At 35.9% G+C, this 22,033-nt stretch carries 20 protein-coding genes, 1 pseudogene and 1 riboswitch; of the genes and pseudogenes, 13 read left to right on the forward strand and 8 right to left on the reverse strand.

Annotation, left to right across the window (positions count from 1 at the left end; translation table 11 throughout):
- Positions 1–222: 222 nt before the first annotated feature.
- Together ACQKMV_RS23315 and rpsD are read right to left on the reverse strand one after the other, a co-directional pair.
- Positions 223–309, reverse strand: a pseudogene (locus tag ACQKMV_RS23315) (hypothetical protein); the annotation flags it as partial.
- A gap of 796 nt (positions 310–1,105) precedes the next feature.
- Positions 1,106–1,708, reverse strand: coding sequence for a 30S ribosomal protein S4 (gene rpsD, locus ACQKMV_RS23320; protein WP_427506802.1), 603 nt, complete (start codon positions 1,706–1,708; stop codon positions 1,106–1,108).
- Between the two features lie 460 nt (positions 1,709–2,168).
- Between rpsD and ACQKMV_RS23325 the strand changes: the two genes are divergently transcribed.
- The gene (locus tag ACQKMV_RS23325) at positions 2,169–4,049 is read left to right on the forward strand and encodes a sensor domain-containing diguanylate cyclase (RefSeq protein ID WP_427506804.1); all 1,881 of its coding nucleotides are present in this window, start codon (positions 2,169–2,171) and stop codon (positions 4,047–4,049) included.
- 204 nt (positions 4,050–4,253) lie between these two features.
- Here the strand turns inward: ACQKMV_RS23325 and ACQKMV_RS23330 are convergent, their stop codons facing one another.
- Together ACQKMV_RS23330 and hisJ are read right to left on the reverse strand one after the other, a co-directional pair.
- Positions 4,254–4,733, reverse strand: coding sequence for a GAF domain-containing protein (locus ACQKMV_RS23330; RefSeq protein WP_427506806.1), 480 nt, complete (start codon positions 4,731–4,733; stop codon positions 4,254–4,256).
- A gap of 23 nt (positions 4,734–4,756) precedes the next feature.
- Positions 4,757–5,551 carry a histidinol-phosphatase HisJ gene (gene hisJ, locus ACQKMV_RS23335; RefSeq protein WP_427506807.1) on the reverse strand — a complete coding sequence of 265 codons (795 nt, stop codon included), beginning with the start codon at positions 5,549–5,551 and terminating at the stop codon, positions 4,757–4,759.
- Positions 5,552–5,741: 190 nt separating this feature from the next.
- Between hisJ and ezrA the strand changes: the two genes are divergently transcribed.
- From ezrA to ACQKMV_RS23360, 5 genes are all read left to right on the forward strand, one after another.
- Entirely contained in the window at positions 5,742–7,445 is a 1,704-nt protein-coding gene (gene ezrA, locus ACQKMV_RS23340; protein WP_427506808.1) for a septation ring formation regulator EzrA, read from the forward strand.
- 195 nt (positions 7,446–7,640) lie between these two features.
- Positions 7,641–8,105, forward strand: coding sequence for a GNAT family N-acetyltransferase (locus ACQKMV_RS23345; protein ID WP_427506810.1), 465 nt, complete (start codon positions 7,641–7,643; stop codon positions 8,103–8,105).
- 462 nt (positions 8,106–8,567) lie between these two features.
- Positions 8,568–9,728, forward strand: a complete 1,161-nt coding sequence (locus tag ACQKMV_RS23350; RefSeq protein WP_427506812.1) for a cysteine desulfurase family protein — start codon at positions 8,568–8,570, stop codon at positions 9,726–9,728.
- Positions 9,725–10,933: a tRNA uracil 4-sulfurtransferase ThiI gene (gene thiI, locus ACQKMV_RS23355; RefSeq protein WP_427506813.1), complete on the forward strand. Its 1,209-nt coding sequence runs from the start codon at positions 9,725–9,727 to the stop codon at positions 10,931–10,933. Before ACQKMV_RS23350 ends, thiI begins: the two co-directional genes overlap by 4 nt.
- Positions 10,934–11,086: 153 nt before the next feature.
- Positions 11,087–11,302: a small, acid-soluble spore protein, alpha/beta type gene (locus ACQKMV_RS23360; protein WP_427425509.1), complete on the forward strand. Its 216-nt coding sequence runs from the start codon at positions 11,087–11,089 to the stop codon at positions 11,300–11,302.
- A 147-nt stretch (positions 11,303–11,449) separates the two neighbouring features.
- Here the strand turns inward: ACQKMV_RS23360 and thiE are convergent, their stop codons facing one another.
- From thiE to thiM, 3 genes are read right to left on the reverse strand one after another with little or no spacing between them, the layout of a single operon-like run.
- A complete protein-coding gene (gene thiE / locus ACQKMV_RS23365; protein WP_427506815.1) occupies positions 11,450–12,082 on the reverse strand; it encodes a thiamine phosphate synthase in 633 nt (210 codons plus the stop codon).
- Positions 12,072–12,896 carry a bifunctional hydroxymethylpyrimidine kinase/phosphomethylpyrimidine kinase gene (gene thiD / locus ACQKMV_RS23370; protein ID WP_427506828.1) on the reverse strand — a complete coding sequence of 275 codons (825 nt, stop codon included), beginning with the start codon at positions 12,894–12,896 and terminating at the stop codon, positions 12,072–12,074. Before thiD ends, thiE begins: the two co-directional genes overlap by 11 nt.
- The gene (gene thiM, locus ACQKMV_RS23375) at positions 12,896–13,651 is read right to left on the reverse strand and encodes a hydroxyethylthiazole kinase (protein WP_427506816.1); all 756 of its coding nucleotides are present in this window, start codon (positions 13,649–13,651) and stop codon (positions 12,896–12,898) included. Before thiM ends, thiD begins: the two co-directional genes overlap by 1 nt.
- 88 nt (positions 13,652–13,739) lie before the next feature.
- Positions 13,740–13,838: riboswitch (TPP riboswitch) on the reverse strand.
- Positions 13,839–14,113: 275 nt separating this feature from the next.
- Between thiM and mbcS the strand changes: the two genes are divergently transcribed.
- From mbcS to ACQKMV_RS23405, 6 genes are all read left to right on the forward strand, one after another.
- The gene (mbcS, locus tag ACQKMV_RS23380; protein ID WP_427506818.1) at positions 14,114–15,703 is read left to right on the forward strand and encodes an acyl-CoA synthetase MbcS; all 1,590 of its coding nucleotides are present in this window, start codon (positions 14,114–14,116) and stop codon (positions 15,701–15,703) included.
- Between the two features lie 297 nt (positions 15,704–16,000).
- Entirely contained in the window at positions 16,001–17,014 is a 1,014-nt protein-coding gene (gene sppA / locus ACQKMV_RS23385; protein ID WP_427506820.1) for a signal peptide peptidase SppA, read from the forward strand.
- Positions 17,015–17,026: 12 nt separating this feature from the next.
- Positions 17,027–17,644, forward strand: coding sequence for an RDD family protein (locus ACQKMV_RS23390; protein WP_427506822.1), 618 nt, complete (start codon positions 17,027–17,029; stop codon positions 17,642–17,644).
- Between the two features lie 223 nt (positions 17,645–17,867).
- Entirely contained in the window at positions 17,868–18,371 is a 504-nt protein-coding gene (gene tpx, locus ACQKMV_RS23395) for a thiol peroxidase (RefSeq protein WP_427425503.1), read from the forward strand.
- 89 nt (positions 18,372–18,460) lie between these two features.
- Positions 18,461–19,390, forward strand: a complete 930-nt coding sequence (locus ACQKMV_RS23400) for a class I SAM-dependent methyltransferase (protein ID WP_427506823.1) — start codon at positions 18,461–18,463, stop codon at positions 19,388–19,390.
- A 162-nt stretch (positions 19,391–19,552) separates the two neighbouring features.
- Positions 19,553–19,678 carry a hypothetical protein gene (locus ACQKMV_RS23405; RefSeq protein WP_427506825.1) on the forward strand — a complete coding sequence of 42 codons (126 nt, stop codon included), beginning with the start codon at positions 19,553–19,555 and terminating at the stop codon, positions 19,676–19,678.
- A gap of 230 nt (positions 19,679–19,908) precedes the next feature.
- Here ACQKMV_RS23405 and ACQKMV_RS23410 read toward each other — a convergent pair whose 3' ends face one another.
- Entirely contained in the window at positions 19,909–20,358 is a 450-nt protein-coding gene (locus ACQKMV_RS23410) for a universal stress protein (protein ID WP_427425501.1), read from the reverse strand.
- A 372-nt stretch (positions 20,359–20,730) separates the two neighbouring features.
- Here ACQKMV_RS23410 and ald point away from each other — a divergent pair, with 372 nt between their 5' ends.
- Positions 20,731–21,846: an alanine dehydrogenase gene (gene ald, locus ACQKMV_RS23415; RefSeq protein WP_427506826.1), complete on the forward strand. Its 1,116-nt coding sequence runs from the start codon at positions 20,731–20,733 to the stop codon at positions 21,844–21,846.
- Positions 21,847–22,033: the final 187 nt, after the last annotated feature.

Genomic DNA, 22,033 nt, shown 5'->3' on the forward strand with positions numbered 1-22,033 from the left:
TGCGTTCGGTCGTTCAGATAATCGATAGGAAATTATTTCACCATTAAACATATCTAGAAATGCATCTAAATAAGCCTTTTTAATGGTTACTTTTCTGGCGCTTATACAGTAGACTATCAAGCTTTTCCAATCATACTAACACTGCTATCTATCATATTTTTTGTATTAGAGATAAAAGGGAAATCACCTAAAAAATAAAAACCCCTTAAAGTTAAAGTTTTATTATGGAGCTAATTGGCTGGCGTGAGTTCGGTATTTTACTGGATTCATGTCAGCTGGTTTCTGTTTAATACGTTCATTGTTATAGTATTCGTTATACCCCCTTTTTTATTTCCGATAATACACAAATATTCAATAGTGATGAATAAAATTTTCTAATGGTGAATGGAATTTTTTTGATTAATCTAATATAAAAGCTTAAAAAACCCCTATATTGTGTTATTGCTACTCTGCTCTTTTTCTACGAAACAGTAATTTAATAGTTTTAAATAAAAGGGGGAGCATTCGCTACTTGAAAATAGTTCCTAATTTAAAAATAGAAAATTTTAGTATTGTATTTCCTCCTTCTTTACTTTTCCCCGGGTATATTAATAAAATACCATTAACTATAAATTTTAAAAAATCAAGTTTTGTCATCATTTGAACAAAAATTGATAAAATTCAGATAAATCAATGTCCATACGTTTTATATTCAACTTGAACTTGATTTTTTTCACTATTTTTGCCTGTTTGTAAATTAATCGCAATAAGCGCAACTCAGTTTTGATAATTCTCCAAAGAGGTTTTATCAAAATATGCTCAAAAGGGGACAAAAGTTGATTTGTATTATTTTTCCAACGGATTCAGTCTTATAGGTAGAAGGGGGTAGGGAAGTATATCTTTTTTGAAGTGTGGAAGATATTTGAATAATTCTGAGTTAGTGTACACCTGTCAGTATGTTATTTTTTAATTGATTAAGGTGAAAAAATGCTCCCCCAGGCTCCCCAAAATCCCTGAAATATAAACATCAATTTCCGAATATCTGATTATATACAAAAACCCCGCAAACGCTTGTATAAACAAGGTTGCGAGGTTTAAGAACCGTAAGTAATCTAACGTTAAAAAATTAACGAGAGTAGAACTCTACGATGAATGCTTCGTTGATTTCAGCTGATAATTCAGAACGCTCTGGAAGGCGAGTGAATGTACCTTCTTTTTTGTCAGCATCAAATGTTAAGTAGTCAGGTACGAAGTTGTTTACTTCAACTGCTTCTGCTACTACTGCAAGGTTTTGAGATTTTTCACGAAGAGAAATCACTTGACCTGGTTTTACGCTGAATGATGGGATATCAACGCGTTTACCGTCTACCATAACGTGACCGTGGTTTACTAATTGACGAGCTCCACGACGAGTGCGAGCTAAACCTAAACGGTAAACTAAGTTGTCAAGGCGAGTTTCAAGAAGGATCATGAAGTTTTCACCGTGAACACCTTTCATTTTACCAGCGCGGTCAAATACAGTACGGAATTGACGTTCAGTCATACCATACATGTGACGAAGTTTTTGTTTTTCTTGAAGTTGTAAACCGTATTCTGATAATTTTTTACGTTGGTTTGGACCGTGTTGACCTGGTGCGTAAGGACGTTTTTCGATTTCTTTACCTGTACCGCTTAGTGAGATACCAAGACGACGTGATAATTTCCAAGATGGACCTGTATAACGAGACATATTGTTGTCTCCTCCTTTAAATTTGGTTTTTTTTTGTTGTAAAACAAAAACCAGTAGTACCCATTCTTATACGCATTTTATTTTCATGTATTTTCGCCTATGCAGCCGTTAGGTTACACAATACACCATCTATTAGAATCTGTTTAGATGTACTAAACGAAATAGAGGAATAAAATACAGTAATAAGCTCATACCACTGCTGCGTTTATTTTACACAAACTTCATTGTAACTGCTTATTACATAGACGTCAATTATTAGACTAACTATTTTTAAAAAGGAGTAATAGTAAAAATTCCCTCTATATACATATTGTAATATACGAGGATAGTCAATGATACAGTGTGAAATGTAAAATATAAAAGTAAAATAGAATAACATAGTCAAAATGACACAAAATATGTATAATATACTATAAGTTAATAGTAATTGATTTGGACGTTATATAGAAAAGGTGATTTCATGACAGACCATTTACAAACGCTAAAATATATAAAATCAGATGTTTTGAGCATTTTGGTGAGTTCTGAGGAACAAAATGGTTTTAATGGGTATTTTAACCCATTGAAACAGTGTCTAAAGAAGCGCTTTGGAATTGTAAATGTGGCATTTCTCAGTTTCGAAGGTAATTCTTTAATACCTGTTGAAGAGATGGCTGCTTTAACAATCGAAACAAAACTAAATGCTGTGTCATGGTTAATGATTGAAGCTAGCTTTTATCAACAGAAAATGGTGAAGATTCCTTATATATTAAAAGAAAAAAAAGCATATACAATGATGACAGATATGGTACTTTTCCAAGTAGAGGGCAAAAATCCAATTGGTGTGCTACTCGTGAAGGCAACAGATACTTGGATAGACTTTATGACTTCAGATTACGGGGAAAAGTTTGTGGAAACGCTTTCGAAGGTTCTTCAGATGACTAGAGAAAATTTTGAAGTAAAAGTGAATGAAGATCAATATAGAAAATTGTACAATATGACAGATTTATTTCATTCCACTATGGATATTGATTTAATTTTAGAAAATGTCTTAAAAAATATTAAGGATAATTTCCCGGAGTTTAATGTGGAGCTTATACTATCGAATGATCAAGACCGCCGTACGACTATCGATATTAAGCTCTTTGATTACTTATCTGAAAGACCTGCGACGATAGAGGCATTTGTCTCAGGAGAGCTGACGACGGAGCTTGCTAGCGATTTGAATTGTCGATTATTAAACGCCCCTATAAAAGGGAGACAAGCTATTTATGGCATTTTACAAGTAAGTGCACCTACAACATATCTTTTTTCAACGACAGAAAAGGATTTTGTACAAATGCTAGCACAAACATCAGGAAATGCACTTGAAAATGCAAAATTATATCATCAATCACATCGCCTTGTAAGTGATTTACAACTCATCAATGAAACATCGCATCGTTTAAATATGAGGATTGACATACATGAAATGTTACTTTTCCTTCAAAAACAGTTAATGAAATCCTTTCAACCAATGGAAGTTTGTTTCGCTTTTAAACAGAATGACACCTTTGAAGTGACGGATGCTAGTACGTCCTTATTCAACACAGAAAAGGGTCAAACATATATAAAACATGTTGAACAACATTTTGAACATACAAATGATCCACTATTTATTGCTGATTTCAGCCGATTAACCCCTAATCAAATTGAATATTGCTCAATTATGGCAATCCCGATTTTAATGGAAGAAAAAATTAATGGCTTTAGTATTGTGTTACACAAGGAGCCATATTTCTTTTCGTTTGATAGCTTTAAATTAATGCAATCATTAATCCATCACTCTTCTTTAGCAATTGCAAACTCAATATTACGAAATCGACTTCAGGAAATGGTAGATTTGGATCATTTGACTAAATTGTATGCAAGAAGTTATTTAGACCAGTATGTGGAAAAGTCGCTTAAAAATGATCAATCAGGGATGTTCCTACTTATTGATATTGATAATTTCAAACGTATTAATGATACGTATGGTCATCAAATTGGTGATAAGATTCTTATTCAAATTGCGGTACAATTAAAAGAAACGATTGGAACTCGTGGTATTTGTGCACGCTGGGGCGGTGAGGAAATGTCTGTGTATATCCCAAATATTGATGAGAATGAAGCAATCGATTTAGCAGCAGCGATCGTTGCAATAATTCCAAGTACAACAGATCCTCAGGTGACAATTTCAGCAGGTCTCATAACATGGGATGAACTTTATCGTCCTGCGTTTCAATCTGTTTTCCTACATGCAGATACAGCACTTTATGAAGCGAAAAACAGTGGTAAAAATCGATTTTGTATTCATGATCGATCCTATCAAACAAAATCATAATAGCTCGTTACTAAAATTAGGCATGACATTTCGTATGCCATGTATAGGAAAAGAAAGTGCCTAGTAGAACGGGTATTAACTGCACGTTATGGTGATGAGTTTTCATAAAAAATAAGCAGATGTTTTCGAAAATAAAACGTCAGGCATCTTTATAAGATGAAATGCCCTGAAATGACAATAATTAAATCATTTCAGGGCATTTTTTTATAAATGAAGGAGTAGGGTCTTTACGAATAGCTCTAACCCCTCTTGGTCTTCCTTAGAAAAGCGATTTACGCTTGGACTATCGATATCAAGAACACCGAAAACTATTCCTTCTTTTATCAAAGGAATAACGATTTCGGATTGGGAAGCCGCATCGCAGGCAATATGCCCTGGGAAGGCATGTACGTCTTTTACCACTATTGTTTCTTCTTTGACTACAGCTGTTCCACAAACACCACGTCCAATTGGTATTCTGACACAAGCAGGTAAGCCTTGGAATGGTCCTAATACTAGTTCCTCTCCATGTACTACATAAAAGCCAACCCAGTTAATGTTTGGTAGAAATTGATTTAGTAATGCAGAGGCGTTACTTAAATTAGCGATGCGATCGCTTTCTCCTGTAAGCAAGGCATCTAACTGTTTTGCTAATGTATTATATTGCTCGGCAATTGGCCCTTCATAATTAATTTGTGTAAACATCATAGCACCTCGTTTTAAATTATTTATTTGGGATATATAACATTATAGTGTTGATGTAAATCTGCAACAGTATGAGCATCTGAACCGAAAACTATTGGTAGCCCAATAGATTTACTATAATCGATGAAGGCAAATGGTGGATAAGGTTCCTGACAATATGTTTTACTTAATCCAGCGCTATTTAAATCTAGCTCATAGCCTTCTTCCTTCATAAAATCTAAAACTTCTCGAATCCGCGCAGAATCATCGATTTTCACCATATGTGCTAATTGAAATTTGTGAATAAGTGAAGGATGCCCAATGCGCTTAGGCTTAAATTGCCCTAAATCTGCTTTAATGGATTGTAAGACTGTATCATAATATAAACTATACACCTGTTCAATTGAGCCCACTTTTTTTGAAAAGGCCATAAAACATTCTGGAGAAAAGTCTATGCATTCAAAGTAATTTTGCCATTGTAAAAAATGAACCGATAAAATAGAGTCATCTAAAAAGTGTCCATATGTATCAAGAAATTGACGAGTTTCTTGTTCAAAGCCTTGAATATAGTCAACCTCTAGACCAATATGAATGCGAATATCTTGCGCGTACTCCTTTTGAAGGCGTTGTAAATCTTCAAAATAGGGCATTAAAAATTCTGGATTCATACCACTATCTTGCTGTGGTGTAGGGTCAACAAAATTCAATGGTAATGGTGCATGTTCTGTAAAGGTAATATCTGTGAAGTTATGAGAGATTGCTTTTTCTATATATTGCTTAAATGAATCAGAAGTACCGTGTGGACAATATGGACTATGAATATGACCGTCACATTTCATAAAATCATCACTCCTTTAGCATATGGATAATACACTTCTATTTGCACCAATTGTTCAAAAATTAAGTAGTTGCTATTCTTGAAAGGCGCAAATACACAAAAAACACTCAAATTTTAGTACAAAAGGCGATAACATAGTATATAATAAATACAACTAGCCAATTCGTATATTGTAGAATAGGAGGCTTACGATGGAGTATATCATCATTCCGGTTATCCTACTATTAATTTTAGCGATAGTAGGATTTATGATGCGACGAAAACATACAGCAATCATTGCTAAACTTGAAAATGAAAAATCCCAAATACAAAACAATCCCATAAATGAGGAAATTTCAAAAGTTAAATCTTTAAACATGAACGGTGAAACGGAAGAGATGTTTGAACGATGGCGTAATAGCTGGGATGAAGTCATCGATGTACATATGACAAAAATTGATTCACTTTTATTTGATGCAGAGGATCAAATCAATAGACTTCGTTTTAATAAAGCGACGTTAATTGAACGTGAGATAGAAGATTACATTCAAAAGTGTGAACAAAATAAAGATAAAATCTTAGAAGAATTAAATGAATTAATTGGAAGCGAAGAAAAAAATCGTATTGAAATTGAACAATTAAAAGAATACTATCGCTCTGCACGTAAAACATTGTTAGCGCACCAACATTCATTTGGTGTAGCATTACCAGCTTTGGAGAAAAAGCTGGAGGAGTTTGTTCAAAAGTTTGAGGAATTCGATGTGCTTACTAGCGATGGGAACTATTTGCAGGCGCGAGAAATTGTTATTAGCTTAAACCAAGAATCGCAACAGACATTTGAATACATTAATGATGTACCGACAATTTTGACTGAATTGCAAGTAAAGCTACCAGGAGCGGTACAGGAATTACGTAGTGGACAGCGTGAAATGGAGGATCAATCCTATTATTTACAGCATTTAGAGTTGACTAAAGCGCTTGATAAATTTGATGAGGAATTTGCGACATTAAAAAATGAATTAGCAGAGCTTAACTTAAAAGTTGTTAAACCACGTGTTGCTGAAATAAATGAAGAGATTGATCATTTCTACGATCTGCTTGAAAAAGAAGTTATTGCTAAAAATTATGTTGACCAAAATTGTGATCGTTTATTAAGCTCAATCACCAATGTTATTAGTTCAACAAGATTAGTAAGTGATGAAGCAACCTTTGTGCAGCAAAGCTATCGTTTAAATGAAAAAGATGCAGAAATTCCAAAAGCTGCATTAAAGCAATTAGAGGCTTTACAACGTCGCTATGACTTATTGGCGATGCGTGTTAGAGAGGAAAAATCTGCATACTCAAGTTTACAGGAAGAATTGATTGAAATTAACGATGAGCTTGAACGTATTCATGAGGAGCAGGGGCATTTATCAAATACGATGAAGAAGCTACGAATTGATGAAAACCAGGCTCGCACGCAAGTAGAAAGCTTAAAGAAAATATTACAAGAAACAGATCGTCTGTTAAACAAGGCTAATATTCCAGGTATCCCTGAAGAGATGGATGTTCGTCTAGATGAGGCAGCAGAGCATATTTATGTAGTTATGCAAAGCTTGCAAGAAGTACCTCTCAACATGGGTACAGTTCATAATAATTTAAATGCTGCTACACTTTGTGTAGAGGATGTAAAAGCGAAGGCGCATGAATTGATTGAAAATGTAATGCTGATTGAACGCATTATTCAGTATGGTAATCGTCATCGTGCAACAAATCCAAAATTACATACTCGTTTAAAAGAAGCAGAAAAATCCTTTAATCAATTCCGTTATTCCAAGGCATTAGAAGAGGCTGGTACGGCAGTTGAAGAAATGGAACCAGGTGCTTTAAAACGAATACAAGAACTTGTAGCAGAAGAAATAGTAGTAAGTAAATAAAGAATTACATCAGCTGTCTAAAAGGTATAGTTATTACTTTTTAGACAGTTTTTTTATTAAAAGCCAATTTATTGGGGTATTTATACGACTTTTCGTACTTTTGCGTGTGCTCTAAGACATAAAATTGACGGAAGCTTCACATTGTACCTTATCTCAATTTTTGATTAAAAACGATGGAAAATGGAGGTGTTCATAATGCAATTTTATATTCGGAAAATGAATGAAATTTATGCGACTGACATTTTGAATTGGAAATATGAAGAACCATTTGATTTTTATAACAATGATCTATGCGATGAATCTCTAAAAGAATTACTTGAAAGTCCATATTATTCAATTTTCAATGAAAAAGAAGAGCTAGTCGGTTTTTATTGTACAGGAACATCTGCACAAGTACCTAAAGGACGTGATTATGGTGCGTATTTAGATGAGTGCATTGATGTTGGGATTGGGATGAAGCCTGAGCTAACAGGACAAGGTTATGGTTCAGAATTTTTTTCATTTATTTTAAACCAGCTACAACAAGAAAATCATAGTCCTCTTCGTTTAACAGTAGCTACATTCAATACAAGAGCAATTCACCTTTACGAAAAATTAGGCTTTAAAAAAGTTATGGAATTCACAGCTTCAACTGAATTTATAACAATGAAGAAAGGTTGATGAATCAGCTAGTAAATTAAGAAAAATTTGTGGGATCGCTTGTTTTTCTTGAACTACTAGTGTGAAATTAACTTCAAATATAGCAGCATTGGCTTTTACTAAAAGTGGAGGATGACATTTCAAAAAACGTATGCTATGTGAATTAGTTGATTGGAGTGGAGACTGGGTGACTCCTCGGGATTAGCGGTAGCGATAAAAGCGCCAGTCGGAACGGAAATCAACTACACGTTATGATGATGAGCCTAACAATGCAAAAATCAATTTTTTTATGCTACTTAATTTTTAGCTAGAAACGTTCATAGCAAGTCTTTAAGATCCACTCTATAAAGGGTGGTTTTTCACATTAAAAGCAAACAAATAAGCGAATAAATTAGAATTATTGTTAAAGTTAGTAGTCAATTGCTGAAGATTGCGTTATGATAAATACCGTTAAATCAACGTTTTGAAAGTGTGTGAATATTAATGGAAGTTAATACAATCTATTTAGACAATAGTGCAACAACAAAACCTTTAAATGAGGTTATGCAAGCATTTATGGTAGTGAATGAGCAGTATTATGCCAATCCTGCTTCCATCCATGCAATGGGTGTTGAATCAAACGAATTATTAATGCGTGCACGTGAGCAAGTAGCAGATATTTTGCATACAGAAGCAAAAAATGTGCTATTTACATCAGGTGGTACTGAATCTAATAACACGGCAATATTTGGTTTAGCACGTAGTAATACGCATAAAGGAAATCATATTTTAACAACTGAAATTGAGCATCCATCTGTTCTGGAATCTGTGAAGCAACTTGAACAAGAGGGTTTTGACGTAGAATACTTACGAGTGGATAAAAATGGAATTATTTCTTTAGAGGAGCTTCGCACAAAAGTGCGCAAGGATACCATTTTAGTAAGTATGATGCATGTAAATAATGAAATGGGTGCTATCCAACCAATTTTTGAGGCTGCAAAAATTATTCATGAATCGAGTCGTGCAGCTTTTCATGTTGATGCTGTACAAAGCTTTGGGAAATTACCAATATCATTTAACGATGACGAGGGACCAGACTGTATGTCAATTTCTGGCCATAAAATTCATGGCTTTAAAGGTTCAGGTGTACTAGCATTCCGTAAAGAAATGAAGTGGCAACCATATGCACTTGGTGGAGGGCAGGAGTTTGGTTTACGTAGTGGAACAGTAGCTGTACCGCAAGCTGTAGCCTTATCCAAAGCAGCTCGAATAGCAGTAGAGATAATGAATGACCGTGCGAAAAAATACCGTCAATGGTATGAAGAAATATGTTCGCAATTAAGAGGATATGGGGAAGTTGTTCATATTTTATCAACACCACAAGGAGCGGCACATATTTTATCTTTTAGTATTCGCGACTTAAAAGGGGAAGTCATTATAAATGCATTGCAAAAACGCAATGTAATTGTATCGACATCGAGTGCTTGTTCATCGAAACAGACAAAAACAAGCCATGTTGTTGAAGCGCTAAATATCGATGAGCATTTTAAAAAGGGTGTTATTCGTATAAGTTTTGGCGCACATGTAACAAATGAAGATATAGAAAAGTTTAAACAAGTATTAGATGAAGTATTGATGGAACTTAAAGGAGAATTTAAATCATGATTTGGAAAGAAATTTTAATTCGATATGGAGAACTTTCTACAAAAGGTCGCAACAAGATGGATTTTATTCGTCGCTTACGAGAGAACATTCGTCATGCGTTTGCGGATTTAGGACATTTACACATTCGTACAGAGCGCGATCGAATGTTTATTGCTATTCAAAATGAAACACAAATGGACGTTCTATTAAAAGGATTACCTAAAATTTTTGGTATTCAATCATTTAGCCCAGTGGCAGCATGTGAAAAAGACATCGAGGCCATGAAAAAACTTGCCATAACAATTATGGATACATTTAAAAATGAACAGCTTACTTTTAAAGTAGAAGTAAAGCGCACAGATAAAACATTTCCTTTAGAATCACATGCCATTCAACGCGAAATTGGTGGTTATGTTTTACCACAATATCAAAATTTATCAGTAAAGGTGAAGAAGCCTGATATCGAACTTCGTGTAGAGGTACGTCATGATGCAACATATATGATGGCACAAGTTATTCAGGGTGCAGGTGGAATGCCTGTAGGTTCCAATGGTAAATCATTATTAATGCTTTCTGGTGGAATAGATAGTCCTGTCGCTGGTTATTTAATGATGAAACGAGGAGTGCGCTTAGAGGCGATTCACTTCTTTAGCCCACCGTATACAAGCCAAAATTCATTGGAAAAAGTAAAGGTACTTGCTAATGAATTAACGAAATTTGGAGCTAGTATACGTTTACATGTAATTCCCTTCACTGAAATTCAAGTTCTTATTAAAGAAAAAGTACCGTCTAATGTATCGATGACTACAACTCGTCGTATGATGCTAAAAGTTGCTGACAAAGTACGTGAAGAAATTGATGCACTAGCAATTGTTACAGGTGAAAGCCTTGGTCAAGTAGCAAGTCAAACTCTAGAGAGTCTAACTGCTATTAATGCTGTAACTAACACACCGATTTTACGCCCATTAATCTCAGCTGATAAATTAGAAATTATCGATATTGCAGAGAGAATCGGCACATACGAAACGTCTATTCAGCCATTTGAAGACTGCTGTACAATTTTTACTCCTGCAAGTCCAAAAACAAAGCCAAAGCTTGAAAAGGTTGAGCACTATGAAAGCTTCTCGGATTTTGATGAACTAATTGAACGAGCAGTGAAAAACCGTGAAGTCTATATTTTCCCGAAAAAAGAGCAAGAAGCCGATAAATTTGCGGATCTTCTATAGAAGAAACGTGCGATTTCTAGAGAGCCGACTCAAAAGCCTATTTTGAGTCGGCTTTTTTTAGTTCTCCTTCCTTTCTAGGTACAATTTACCTATAAAATTTTCGTATTAAAAATCTAATATCGCACATTCTATATTCACAAGGAGGTGAGAGACATGGCAAACACAAACCGCAGTTCAAACCAGCTTGCAGTACCAGGTGTACAACAAGCACTTGATCAAATGAAATACGAAATTGCACAAGAATTTGGTGTTCAATTAGGAGCTGACGCTTCAGCTCGTGCTAACGGTTCCGTTGGCGGTGAAATCACTAAACGTCTTGTACAAATGGCAGAATCTCAATTAAAAGGTATGCCAAACAGCAACCAATAATTGCTTAATCAGCAATTATTAAAATTAAAACCAGTGACCGTAAAAGGCACTGGTTTTAGTTTGTTTAAATTGTTTATTATTTATCCCTATTAACAGGCAGTAATTTATCTGTATCAAAAGAGAAGCATTAGGTCTTCCCATATCACTTTATCCTACAAATGATTTAAATGTAGCAACTGTTTCAAAAATATCCTCACTTTCGCAAATTGCAGAAATAACTGCTATTCCATCCGCACCTGCTTTAAATACCGAATGTGCATTCAAGCAGTTTATGCCTCCAACTGCAACGATGGGGAGTTCCGGATATTGTATCCGAACTTGCTGTAAAAAATCAGTTCCACTAGGTGGTTTGGCGTCGCTTTTAGAAGTGGTTGAAAAAATTGGACCAATTCCTACATAGTCAGCACCGTATTGTAAAGCAGTTTGTAATTCAGCTTGTGAATGAACAGAAACACCTAGGATCATGTTGCCAATTTTTTCACGTATTATCGCAACAGGAAAATCCTCTTGTCCAATATGAACACCATCCGCCCTAAGTTTTATAGCTAGCTCTACATCATCATTGACGATAAATGGAACATTATACTGATGACAGAGCTTTTGACATTTGCGAGCAAAATTTTCATAGGCTTGCCCAATTAGTGTATTTGGCCCTTTTTCACGGTATTGAAACATAGTAATTCCAGATTGGAGAGCTTTCTCTAAAACGTTTATCGGCTCATAATTTAAAACATTACTGGTACCCATAATAAAATATAGCTGTAGATTGTCACGTTTCATGAATGATCACCTCACAGGAATCCTTATAGTTTTGATAAGCAAAATGATTTGTTGGACCATGGCCATTACCAATAGATAAATCATGAGTTATTGCTAATTGAATAAATTTTTTAGCTTCCTCAATGGCTTCTTCTAAAGGTAATCCACGGCCAAGAAAAGCTGTTAATGCAGCGGAAAACGTGCAGCCTGTACCATGCGTATTTTTTGTTGCAATACGAGTGGACTGCATGGAAAATGACCGACCATCTTTAAAAAATACATAATCAATAGCAAAACATTTATCCTCTAAATGACCGCCTTTAATAATGACACATTGAACACCCATTTGTAATAAGATCTGAGCTGCTGCTTTAATATCTACAAAAGAATTGATTTTCCTTCCTGAAAGGGTTTCTGCTTCAGGAATGTTTGGTGTTACAATTGTTGTTAAAGGTAGCAAATAACTACGTATTGCCTCAATGGCTTCTTGCTGTAATAAGCTTTCGCCACCTTTTGCAATCATGACAGGATCTACAATAAGCGGAATATTTAATTTGGCTAAAATATGTGCAATTGATTGTATTATTTCGGAGGAAAACAGCATTCCTGTTTTAACAGCACTAATTGAAAAATCCTCGATTAGCGCTTTAAATTGTTTCTCAATAAAGCTCACTTCAATTGGTAAGACATCCGATACGCCAAGTGTGTTCTGGGCTGTTAAAGCTGTAATAACAGACGTTCCAAATACCTTTAATTCCTGAAATGTTTTTAAATCAGCCTGTATGCCTGCACCGCCGCCACTATCTGAACCAGCAATTGTCGTTACAATATGCATCATTCTTCACCATCCTTGGAAAGGCGATGTAGTTCATTTAACACTGCAATTTGAAAATCTCCGATATATTGAGAAGAAGAAGTGGCTTGCTCTGCCACTTTTTTATAAAGCGATAATGTTTCTACCAATTGGTCAAATGGTTTATCTCCTGCAGCGAAGGAGGCACAACAAATTGCACTCAATAAGCAACCTGTTCCAGTAACTTCTGTCATTTGAGAATTTCCACCTGTAACCCATTGCTGATGTTTACCATCAGTAATAAAATCCTTTTCACCAGTCACAATAACAATACATTTGTAGAGTTGAGCTATTTGCTGTGCCTCAACTTCTAAAGATATTGAACCACTACCGCTATCAACACCTTTTTGTTGCCAGTCTACATTGGCGATAGCCGCAAGCTCTCCAATATTACAACGAATTGCGGAAAATTTAATTTCCTTCAGTAATCGCTGTACCATTTGTTTCCGGTAAGTTGTTGCACCTGCTGCAACAGGATCTAAAATAACGGGAATGCCAAGAGCATTTGCTTTTTTTCCTGCAAGTAACATTGATTCTTTCATTCGCTCGTTAAGGGTACCGATATTTATCAATAAACCCGAGGCAATTGCGACCATTTCTTCAACCTCATGACTGTCATCAGCCATGACTGGAGAAGCGCCTATTGCTAATAAGCCATTTGCTTGAAAATTAGCCACAACATAATTAGTAATACAATGAATAAGTGGATTTTGTTTGCGGATAGTATGAAATACCAATTTAAGTCCTCCTTGTTGGATGGACGTAAGCGTGCAAAAAAGGCTCTTTTTCGTGTGGAAAAAACACGCAAAAGAGCCTTTCATCAGTAAATAGATGTGAATTGCTCCCTACGTCAGTATTAACTAACAGGTTCAAAGGGTCAGGTTTTACCTTCTCAACTCTAAATGAGTCCCCCTGCAATCATGCTTTTAGTTGACCAAAATGTACCATATTATTCATTCATGTTCAATAGGAAGTTTTTATAGGGAAGCGACAGCAACAAACGATTTCTGTGCGAAAGCGAAGAGATAACGAAGCGACAGCAACAATTACGCCAAGTTGAAATTGATAGAACTCAAACGTGACTGATGCCATATAGCAGAGCATGATAGTTGTCACTACTTTACTGAATTAGAGTGTATTCCATTGAAAAAGATAAAAATTGAGTTTTATAATAAGCGTAACAAAAGGGGGCATTTGCCATGAGAAGAGAAGATTTAATTGCACCAGAATGGTATAACATTTCAGAGGAAATTGAAAAATATGCTCAGGATTCTACAAAAAATGCATTATTAATTTATAACGAAGACGAGGAAATTCAGTATATAACATATACAGCTTTGCTTGAAAAGGCGAATCAGGCAGCACATGTATTTACATCTCAAGGTTTAAAAAAAGGTGATGTTATTTTAGTCATGGTGCCAAGATCGGTTGAAGCGTATATCGTGTACATTGCAGCCTTAAAGGCAGGTTTAACCATTATACCTAGCTCAGAAATGCTGAGAACTAAGGATATTGAATATCGAATCAATCATGCTGATGCAAAAGGCGTTGTTGCATTTGAGCCTTATATTGAACAATTTGATAATGTTGAAAATTTACAAGAAATACAGCAATTTGTCATTGGTCATGCACATGAACCTTGGCAGCCATTGCTTGAAAAAATGCAAAACCAACCAACAACCTACATAAGCATTACACCGACTAAGAGTACAGATATTGCATTTTTAGCATATACGAGTGGTACAACAGGCAATCCGAAGGCAGCGGTACATACACATAGCTGGGGTTACGCACACTTACGAACTACTGCACCAAATTGGTTAGGTGTTCAAGAAGGTGACATTGTTTGGGCTACAGCAGCGCCTGGCTGGCAAAAATGGATTTGGAGTCCGTTTCTCGCTACTTTAGGAAGTGGTGCTACAGCATTTGTTTACAAAGGACACTTTGATGCAGCAACATACCTTTCACTGCTTGAAAAATTCAATATTAATATTCTGTGTTGCACACCAACCGAATACCGTCTTATGGCAGGGCTTGAAAATTTACATGAATTCAATTTAAGTACAATACGTCAGGCTGTGTCAGCGGGCGAACCTTTAAATAGTGAAGTGATCAAAGTATTTTCCGAGGTCTTTAATTTACAAGTACGAGATGGCTATGGACAAACAGAGAATACATTACTTGTTGGTACAATGGTAGGGATGGAGGCGAGAATGGGCTCAATGGGTAAACCTACTCCGGGTAATACTGTTGAAATTATCGATGATTTTGGAAATCCTGTTGCAATTGGAGAAGTTGGAGATATTGCTGTACACTGTGAAACACCCGCGTTATTTAAAAAATATTTAAACGATCCCGAACGTACAAATTTACAATTTAGAGGCGATTGGTATATTACTGGAGATCGTGCATATAAAGATGGAGATGGATATTTTTGGTTCGAAGGACGTGGAGATGATGTCATTATATCGTCTGGATATACGATAGGCCCATTTGAGGTAGAAGATGCTTTACTGAAGCATCCAGCAGTGAAAGAAACTGCCGTTGTCGCAAGTCCGGATGGGATTCGTGGTAATCTCGTAAAGGCATTTATTGTGCTCTGTAACGGAGAAGTTGGTGATGAAGCACTTATTAAAACATTACAAAGCCATGTGAAAACTTTAACAGCACCTTATAAATATCCTCGTGCGATTGAGTTTGTTACTGAGCTACCAAAGACTGCATCAGGCAAAATTCGTCGTGTCGAACTACGTGAGCAAGAAAAAGTCCATTACATCAATCATCATTAATTTCCTAGGAAATAATGTCGAAAATCAAAGTTCCTGCTTTTTTTATGAACTTTGATTTTTTTTTTAATATTAGGTAATGTATTATAGGTTGAATGTGTCAAAGCTTTTGCATAGTATTGGCTCATCACCAAAATTTGGTGATGATATTTGTTAATAGGTATGACATATATATATAAGTTGATTGGAGCTTGGACGCTCGGCGGTGTGATCAACCCCATACTATGGCGCCATATTATTGCAATAAGTATGAAACAAATTAGGATTTCAACGTATAACATTATAAGGAGGCAGAAAGATATGAATGGTAAAAGGTGGGCTGCTTTAATAATTGCAGGTGTACTATTAGTTTTCTCATTAGGGATCAATACCATTTTTGCAATATTTAAATCGAATTTCTTTAGCAATTTTGATAGTTTGGTTGCTGGAAACAATTTGACGGTAATGGAAGAAGTTAAAGAAAGCGGCAATATGGATAAACGTATTGCATACTTAAAGGTTGATGGTGCAATTCAAGATGTTGGTTCAAGTTCATTATGGCAACCAGTTGCTTATGATCATCAATTTTTCTTAGATCAATTAGATAATATCTTAAATGATGAAACTGTTGAAGGTATCGTCTTAAGTGTTAATTCACCAGGTGGCGGTGTAAAAGAATCAGCAGAAATATATAAAAAACTATTGAAGATTAAAGAAGAACGACAAATTCCAATCTATGTATCTATGGATTCAATGGCAGCTTCAGGTGGTTATTATATTTCAGCACCTGCAGATAAAATATTTGCACAACGTGATACAATTACGGGCTCAATTGGTGTTATTATGCAATCTATTAATTACCAAGCTCTTGCTGAAAAAGTTGGTGTCAAATATGAGACATTTAAATCTGGTGAACATAAAGATATGCTTAGTCCAATGCGTGAAGTGACACCGGAAGAGCGTGCTATGATGCAAGATATGATTAACGAAACTTATCAGGAATTCGTTAATATTGTTGCAAAAGGACGAAATATGTCCGAAGCCGATGTGAAAAAAGTTGCCGATGGTCGAATTCTTAGTGGTACAAAGGCTCTTCAAGCAGGCTTAATAGATGAGATTGGTGATGAGGAAGCAGCAATTACTGCATTGCGTAAAGACTTTGGTTTAGAGGACGCAGAATTGTTTAAGTATACATATGATGCGGGTGGCTGGCAATCATATGTTGGGATGAAGATTGGATCAATATTTGGTCCATCAGCAGAGGAAAAAATGCTGATGAAAATTATGGCGGATTATAAAGCACCAAAAATGATGTACTTATATGGCGAATACTAAGGAGGGAGTACAATGACAAACAATGAAATTGTTATGCAAGGTTCACCCTCTATGGAGAATACACTCCTAATTGATAAGCCAATTACAAATAAAAACTATGCATTAAAAACGGCAGGATTTTGGATTCGTTTTTGGGCATTTTTATTAGATGGATTCGTTATTACAGCAGTAGTTGGAATTCTCGTTAACCCAATTTTTTATTTAATGGATTGGTCATTATCAGAAACAGTGTGGTATGCACCAATTTCGATTATATCTGCTATTCTCTATTACAGTTATTTCGTATTAATTACGAAATTTTTTGGGCAAACATTAGGGAAAATGATATTTGGATTACGTGTTATTTCATTAAAGCATGAGAAGTTGACTTGGTCAGATGTGTTATTCCGTGATTGGATAGGGCGTATCATCAATAGCATTTTTATGCCACTTTATATTCTCGTAGCCATTTTACCGGATAATCAAGGTCTACATGATTTTTTTGCAGATACAACAGTCGTTCATGAAAATATTTATATTGAAAAAGATATTGTGCAACCATCTTTGCTTGTCAAAGAGGAAAAGACTGATTCTGTATCTCAAGAAGAAAAAACTCAGCCTGAAAAGCTAGAGGGAAAAAACGAAGAATAATGGCTAGAGCTGTCTCGTTAAATGAGACAGCTCTTTAGTTTGCCTAGTCGGAACGAACCCAACGTTATGGTGAAGAGCTTGGAAAATGCATCAACCTTAAACAAACATGACTGAACAGGTGCGAAAAGATTTTTCAAAACTATTTTTGCTAAGCTGTCTCAGTTGCAATTAATTCCCTCCTTTTAGTAATATTATGTACATATGAAGATTAGGAGGCGTTTATATGGCACAAGTAACATTTAAAAATGGCCCAGTAACACTTGTAGGTAACGAAGTAAAAGTTGGAGACCAAGCACCAGGTTTTACTGTATTAGCGAATGATCTATCACCTGTTACATTAAAAGATTCAGAGGGGAAAATTCGTTTATTTAGCGTTGTACCATCATTAGATACTGGAGTTTGCGATGCACAAACACGTCGTTTTAATGAAGAAGCAGCAAACTTAGGTGATAATGTAGTTATTTATACGGTATCTGTTGACCTTCCATTTGCTCAAAAACGTTGGTGTGGTGCAGCAGGCATTGATGCTGTTCAAACAGTTTCAGATCACCGTGACCTTTCGTTTGGTGAAGCATACGGTGTCTACATCCAAGAATTACGTCTTCTAACACGTGCAATATTCGTTGTGGATGCAAATGACAAAGTGACATATGTGGAATATGTTCCTGAAGCAACAGATCATCCAAACTATGAAGCAGCAATTGCGGCTGTCAAAGCACTAGCATAATTTATTGATTTTAGGCTAAGATATTACTAGACAAAGGGGCTGTGACAAGTTTTTGTCACGGCTCTTTTCTGCGTGAAAGGAAGTTGTGTATGGAAAATATCGAAAAGTTATTTGGTATGCTAAATGAACATGCTGAAAAGATAGAAAAAGAACATAATGTTACATTGCTAGAGGGTATTTTAGATGGCTTAGAGGCATGGCTTGATGGGGAAGTTAATTTTTCACAAGATGGTGCTACAAAAGAAGATGTGCGCAAAGCGATTCAAATTGCTGTTTTAAAGGGGATGCGAAAAGGATCTCAGCCGAATCACCAAATGACACCTGATACTCTTGGGTTATTAGTTGGTTATTTTGTAGAGCAACTATTTGCAGATCGTCTAAAAACTGAAAAAATTTCTATTTTGGATCCGGCAGTAGGTACAGGGAATTTACTACTAACAGTTATGAATTTATTAGACGGAAAAATAGAAGCAACAGGTGTAGAGGTAGATGAGCTACTTATTCGTATAGCTGCTGCTACAGCTGATTTGACAGAGCAGCCAGTTTCCTTATTCCGTCAGGATGCTTTACAAGATTTATTAGTAAATCCTGCAGATGCTATTGTTTGTGATTTACCGGTCGGGTACTATCCGAATGAAGACGTCGCATTAGATTATGAACTATGTGCTTCAGAAGGAATGAGTTATGCACATCACTTATTTATTGAGCAGTCCATTAATTACACTAAGGATGGAGGCTACTTATTTTTCCTTGCACCAACCCATCTCTTTGAATCTGAGCAGTCGAAACAACTGCATAAATACATTCAAAAACATGCTTGGATTCAAGCAATTATTCAATTGCCAGATACAATGTTTGCCAATAAAGCCCATGAAAAGAGCATTGTCATTTTGCAAAAGCAAAGTAAGGAATTCAAAGCTCCAAAAGAGGTACTGTTAGCAAAAGTACCAAACATGCAAAATAAACAAGCTCTTGCTATGTTCTTTGAAAAAGTGAAGATGTGGCAAGAAGGGAAATAAGTATTAAAGGTATCCGAAATAGGATACCTTTTAGTTTGTCGCTAATAAAATATGTATCAATGAACAACATGTTGTTGTTGTTGGAGCTGCTTAGCACTTCGTTATTACACAAAGATTGCTGTCGCTTAGCTTTCGCACAGACCTGTTGTTGGAGTTTCATTTATGGCGTGCCAGAAGGTACATTTAAGTGAATTGGTTGATTGGAGTGGAGACTGGGCGACTTCTTGGGGATTAGCGATAGAGGAACGAAGGCTAAAACCATCACGTCCTGTGATAACGCCTTCGTGACCAACATCGTGTCGGCCCAAGCGGCTCATCGGAAGCCCCCAGGAAGCTCTGCTCTGCGCGAAAGCGAAGCGGCAGCGATAAAAGCGCCCAGTCGGAACGGAAATCAACCTCTCGTTTTTACCGGAGAGCCATACCTTATTTAATAGAACACTATAATCACATTGACATAATAGTTTTTCAACAATAAGAAAAAGGTATCCAAATTTGGATACCTTTTATGTAAGACAAAATTAATTTTCAGGTGTACGGATAACAAGTACGTCACAATTAGCTGAGCGTACAATTGCTTCAGATACTGAACCGATTAGGAAGCGTTCTACTGCATTTAGACCAGTTGCACCACAGATGATTAAGTCTGCGTCTACAATTTTAGAAAGCTCTTTTGTAATGATATTTTTTGGTGAGCCGTATTCAATTACAAGGTTAATATTTGTTAAGCCTTCTTCTTCAGCTTGTTTTTTGTAACCATTTAATAGCTCCTCAGAAAATGCTTGAGCACGCTCAGCAATTGAACGGTCATATGCTTCGATTGCAGCGAATGAACGTGTGTCAATAACATTTACTAAATTTAAAACAGCACCTTCGTTACGTTTTGCAACGTCAATCGATTTACGGAAAGCGTATTCAGCTTCCTTTGAACCGTCTACTGCAACTACAATGCTTTTATATTTATTAGCCATTTGAATTACCTCCCTGATTTGTATATCTCGATTATACCAAATGATTTTCTAAAGGAAATACTTTCCGGAAGAAAAAATGTGAAAAAGTGAAGGCATTTTCAGTGATTTCGATTTTCAGCACTTCTTAAATCCATAAAATAAATATTACTACCAGAAGCATATTTCTGTTACTTGCGTGGGCACTTTCCGGAGCACTATATAATTTGAATATTTAGTATTACGGGAATATTGTTAATTTTATTTATTATTATTTTAATTAAAGCATTTTTTGTTTATGTTTGGTAATATGGAAGTGCAAGGGGTGCATCAATACATCAAAGTGTATGTAACAAAATGTGCTTATTTTTTAGGTAATGGAAGGGGATAGGGAAGATGAAGATTGGTATTCCAAAAGAGATTAAAAACAATGAAAATCGTGTAGCTATGACACCAGCAGGGGTTGTAACATTAACAAACGCAGGTCATGAAGTGTACATTGAAACTGGAGCAGGTTTAGGCTCAAGCTTTACAAATGCAGACTACCTTGCTGCAGGTGCTCATATTGTTGAGACGGCAAAAGAAGCATGGGCGCAAGAAATGATTATGAAAGTAAAGGAACCTGTAGCATCAGAATACGATTACTTCAATGAAGGTCAAATCTTATTTACTTATTTACATTTAGCGCCAGAGATTGAATTAACGCAGGCACTTTTAAATAAAAAAGTTATAGGTATTGCTTATGAAACAGTACAATTAGCTAATGGTTCTTTACCACTTTTAACACCAATGAGTGAAGTTGCGGGTAAAATGGCAACGCAAATTGGTGCACAATTCTTAGAGAAAAATCATGAAGGTAAAGGTATTTTACTGGGCGGCGTATCAGGTGTACCACGCGGTAAAGTTACAGTAATCGGTGGCGGTATAGCTGGAACAAATGCAGCGAAAATAGCGGTCGGAATGGGTGCTGATGTAACGGTTATTGATTTAAGCCCAGAGCGTTTACGTCAATTAGAAGATTTGTTTGGCCGTGATGTTCAAACATTAATGTCCAATCCTTATAATATTGCAGAATCAGTGAAAAACTCAGATTTAGTAGTTGGTGCGGTTTTAATTCCTGGCGCCAAAGCACCAAAGCTTGTTTCTGAGGAAATGATTCAGTCAATGCAATCAGGCTCAGTAGTAGTCGATATTGCTATTGACCAAGGCGGTATTTTTGAGACATCTGATCGTGTAACGACACATGATGACCCAACTTATGTAAGACATGGCGTTGTGCATTATGCAGTTGCAAATATGCCAGGAGCTGTACCACGTACATCAACAATTGCTTTAACAAATAATACAATTCCTTATGCACTTCAAATTGCTAATAAGGGTTACAGACAAGCATGTGTTGAAAATGCTGCATTGAAAAAAGGTGTTAATACGATAGATGGACATCTCGTTTACAAGGCAGTTGCAGATTCTCAAGGTCTGCCATATGTCAATGTTGATGAGTTAATTCAATAAGTAAAATAATAAAAGGAAGCACCATGTTTCATTATGGTTGCTTCCTTTTTTAATGACTCATCACCATAACGTGTGGTTGATTTCCGTTCCGACTGGGCGCTTTGTAGCTGTCGCTTTGCTTTCGCTACAGAAAACATTTGTTGCTGCCGCTACGTTAACACTACGCTTTCGCACAGAGCAAAGCTTC

The sequence above is a fragment of the Lysinibacillus sp. NPDC094403 genome, from assembly GCF_050278745.1.
Classification (GTDB): domain Bacteria; phylum Bacillota; class Bacilli; order Bacillales_A; family Planococcaceae; genus Lysinibacillus.

Excerpts from the sequence above, each read along its gene's own strand:
- rpsD (WP_427506802.1), bottom strand. The coding sequence starts at position 1,708 with ATGTCTCGTTATACAGGTCCATCTTGGAAATTATCACGTCGTCTTGGT.
- ACQKMV_RS23325 (WP_427506804.1), top strand. The coding sequence starts at position 2,169 with ATGACAGACCATTTACAAACGCTAAAATATATAAAATCAGATGTTTTG.
- ACQKMV_RS23330 (WP_427506806.1), bottom strand. The coding sequence starts at position 4,733 with ATGTTTACACAAATTAATTATGAAGGGCCAATTGCCGAGCAATATAAT.
- hisJ (WP_427506807.1), bottom strand. The coding sequence starts at position 5,551 with ATGAAATGTGACGGTCATATTCATAGTCCATATTGTCCACACGGTACT.
- ezrA (WP_427506808.1), top strand. The coding sequence starts at position 5,742 with ATGGAGTATATCATCATTCCGGTTATCCTACTATTAATTTTAGCGATA.
- ACQKMV_RS23345 (WP_427506810.1), top strand. The coding sequence starts at position 7,641 with ATGCAATTTTATATTCGGAAAATGAATGAAATTTATGCGACTGACATT.
- ACQKMV_RS23350 (WP_427506812.1), top strand. The coding sequence starts at position 8,568 with ATGGAAGTTAATACAATCTATTTAGACAATAGTGCAACAACAAAACCT.
- thiI (WP_427506813.1), top strand. The coding sequence starts at position 9,725 with ATGATTTGGAAAGAAATTTTAATTCGATATGGAGAACTTTCTACAAAA.
- ACQKMV_RS23360 (WP_427425509.1), top strand. The coding sequence starts at position 11,087 with ATGGCAAACACAAACCGCAGTTCAAACCAGCTTGCAGTACCAGGTGTA.
- thiE (WP_427506815.1), bottom strand. The coding sequence starts at position 12,082 with ATGAAACGTGACAATCTACAGCTATATTTTATTATGGGTACCAGTAAT.
- thiD (WP_427506828.1), bottom strand. The coding sequence starts at position 12,896 with ATGCATATTGTAACGACAATTGCTGGTTCAGATAGTGGCGGCGGTGCA.
- mbcS (WP_427506818.1), top strand. The coding sequence starts at position 14,114 with ATGAGAAGAGAAGATTTAATTGCACCAGAATGGTATAACATTTCAGAG.
- sppA (WP_427506820.1), top strand. The coding sequence starts at position 16,001 with ATGAATGGTAAAAGGTGGGCTGCTTTAATAATTGCAGGTGTACTATTA.
- ACQKMV_RS23390 (WP_427506822.1), top strand. The coding sequence starts at position 17,027 with ATGACAAACAATGAAATTGTTATGCAAGGTTCACCCTCTATGGAGAAT.
- tpx (WP_427425503.1), top strand. The coding sequence starts at position 17,868 with ATGGCACAAGTAACATTTAAAAATGGCCCAGTAACACTTGTAGGTAAC.
- ACQKMV_RS23400 (WP_427506823.1), top strand. The coding sequence starts at position 18,461 with ATGGAAAATATCGAAAAGTTATTTGGTATGCTAAATGAACATGCTGAA.
- ACQKMV_RS23405 (WP_427506825.1), top strand. The coding sequence starts at position 19,553 with ATGGCGTGCCAGAAGGTACATTTAAGTGAATTGGTTGATTGGAGTGGA.
- ACQKMV_RS23410 (WP_427425501.1), bottom strand. The coding sequence starts at position 20,358 with ATGGCTAATAAATATAAAAGCATTGTAGTTGCAGTAGACGGTTCAAAG.
- ald (WP_427506826.1), top strand. The coding sequence starts at position 20,731 with ATGAAGATTGGTATTCCAAAAGAGATTAAAAACAATGAAAATCGTGTA.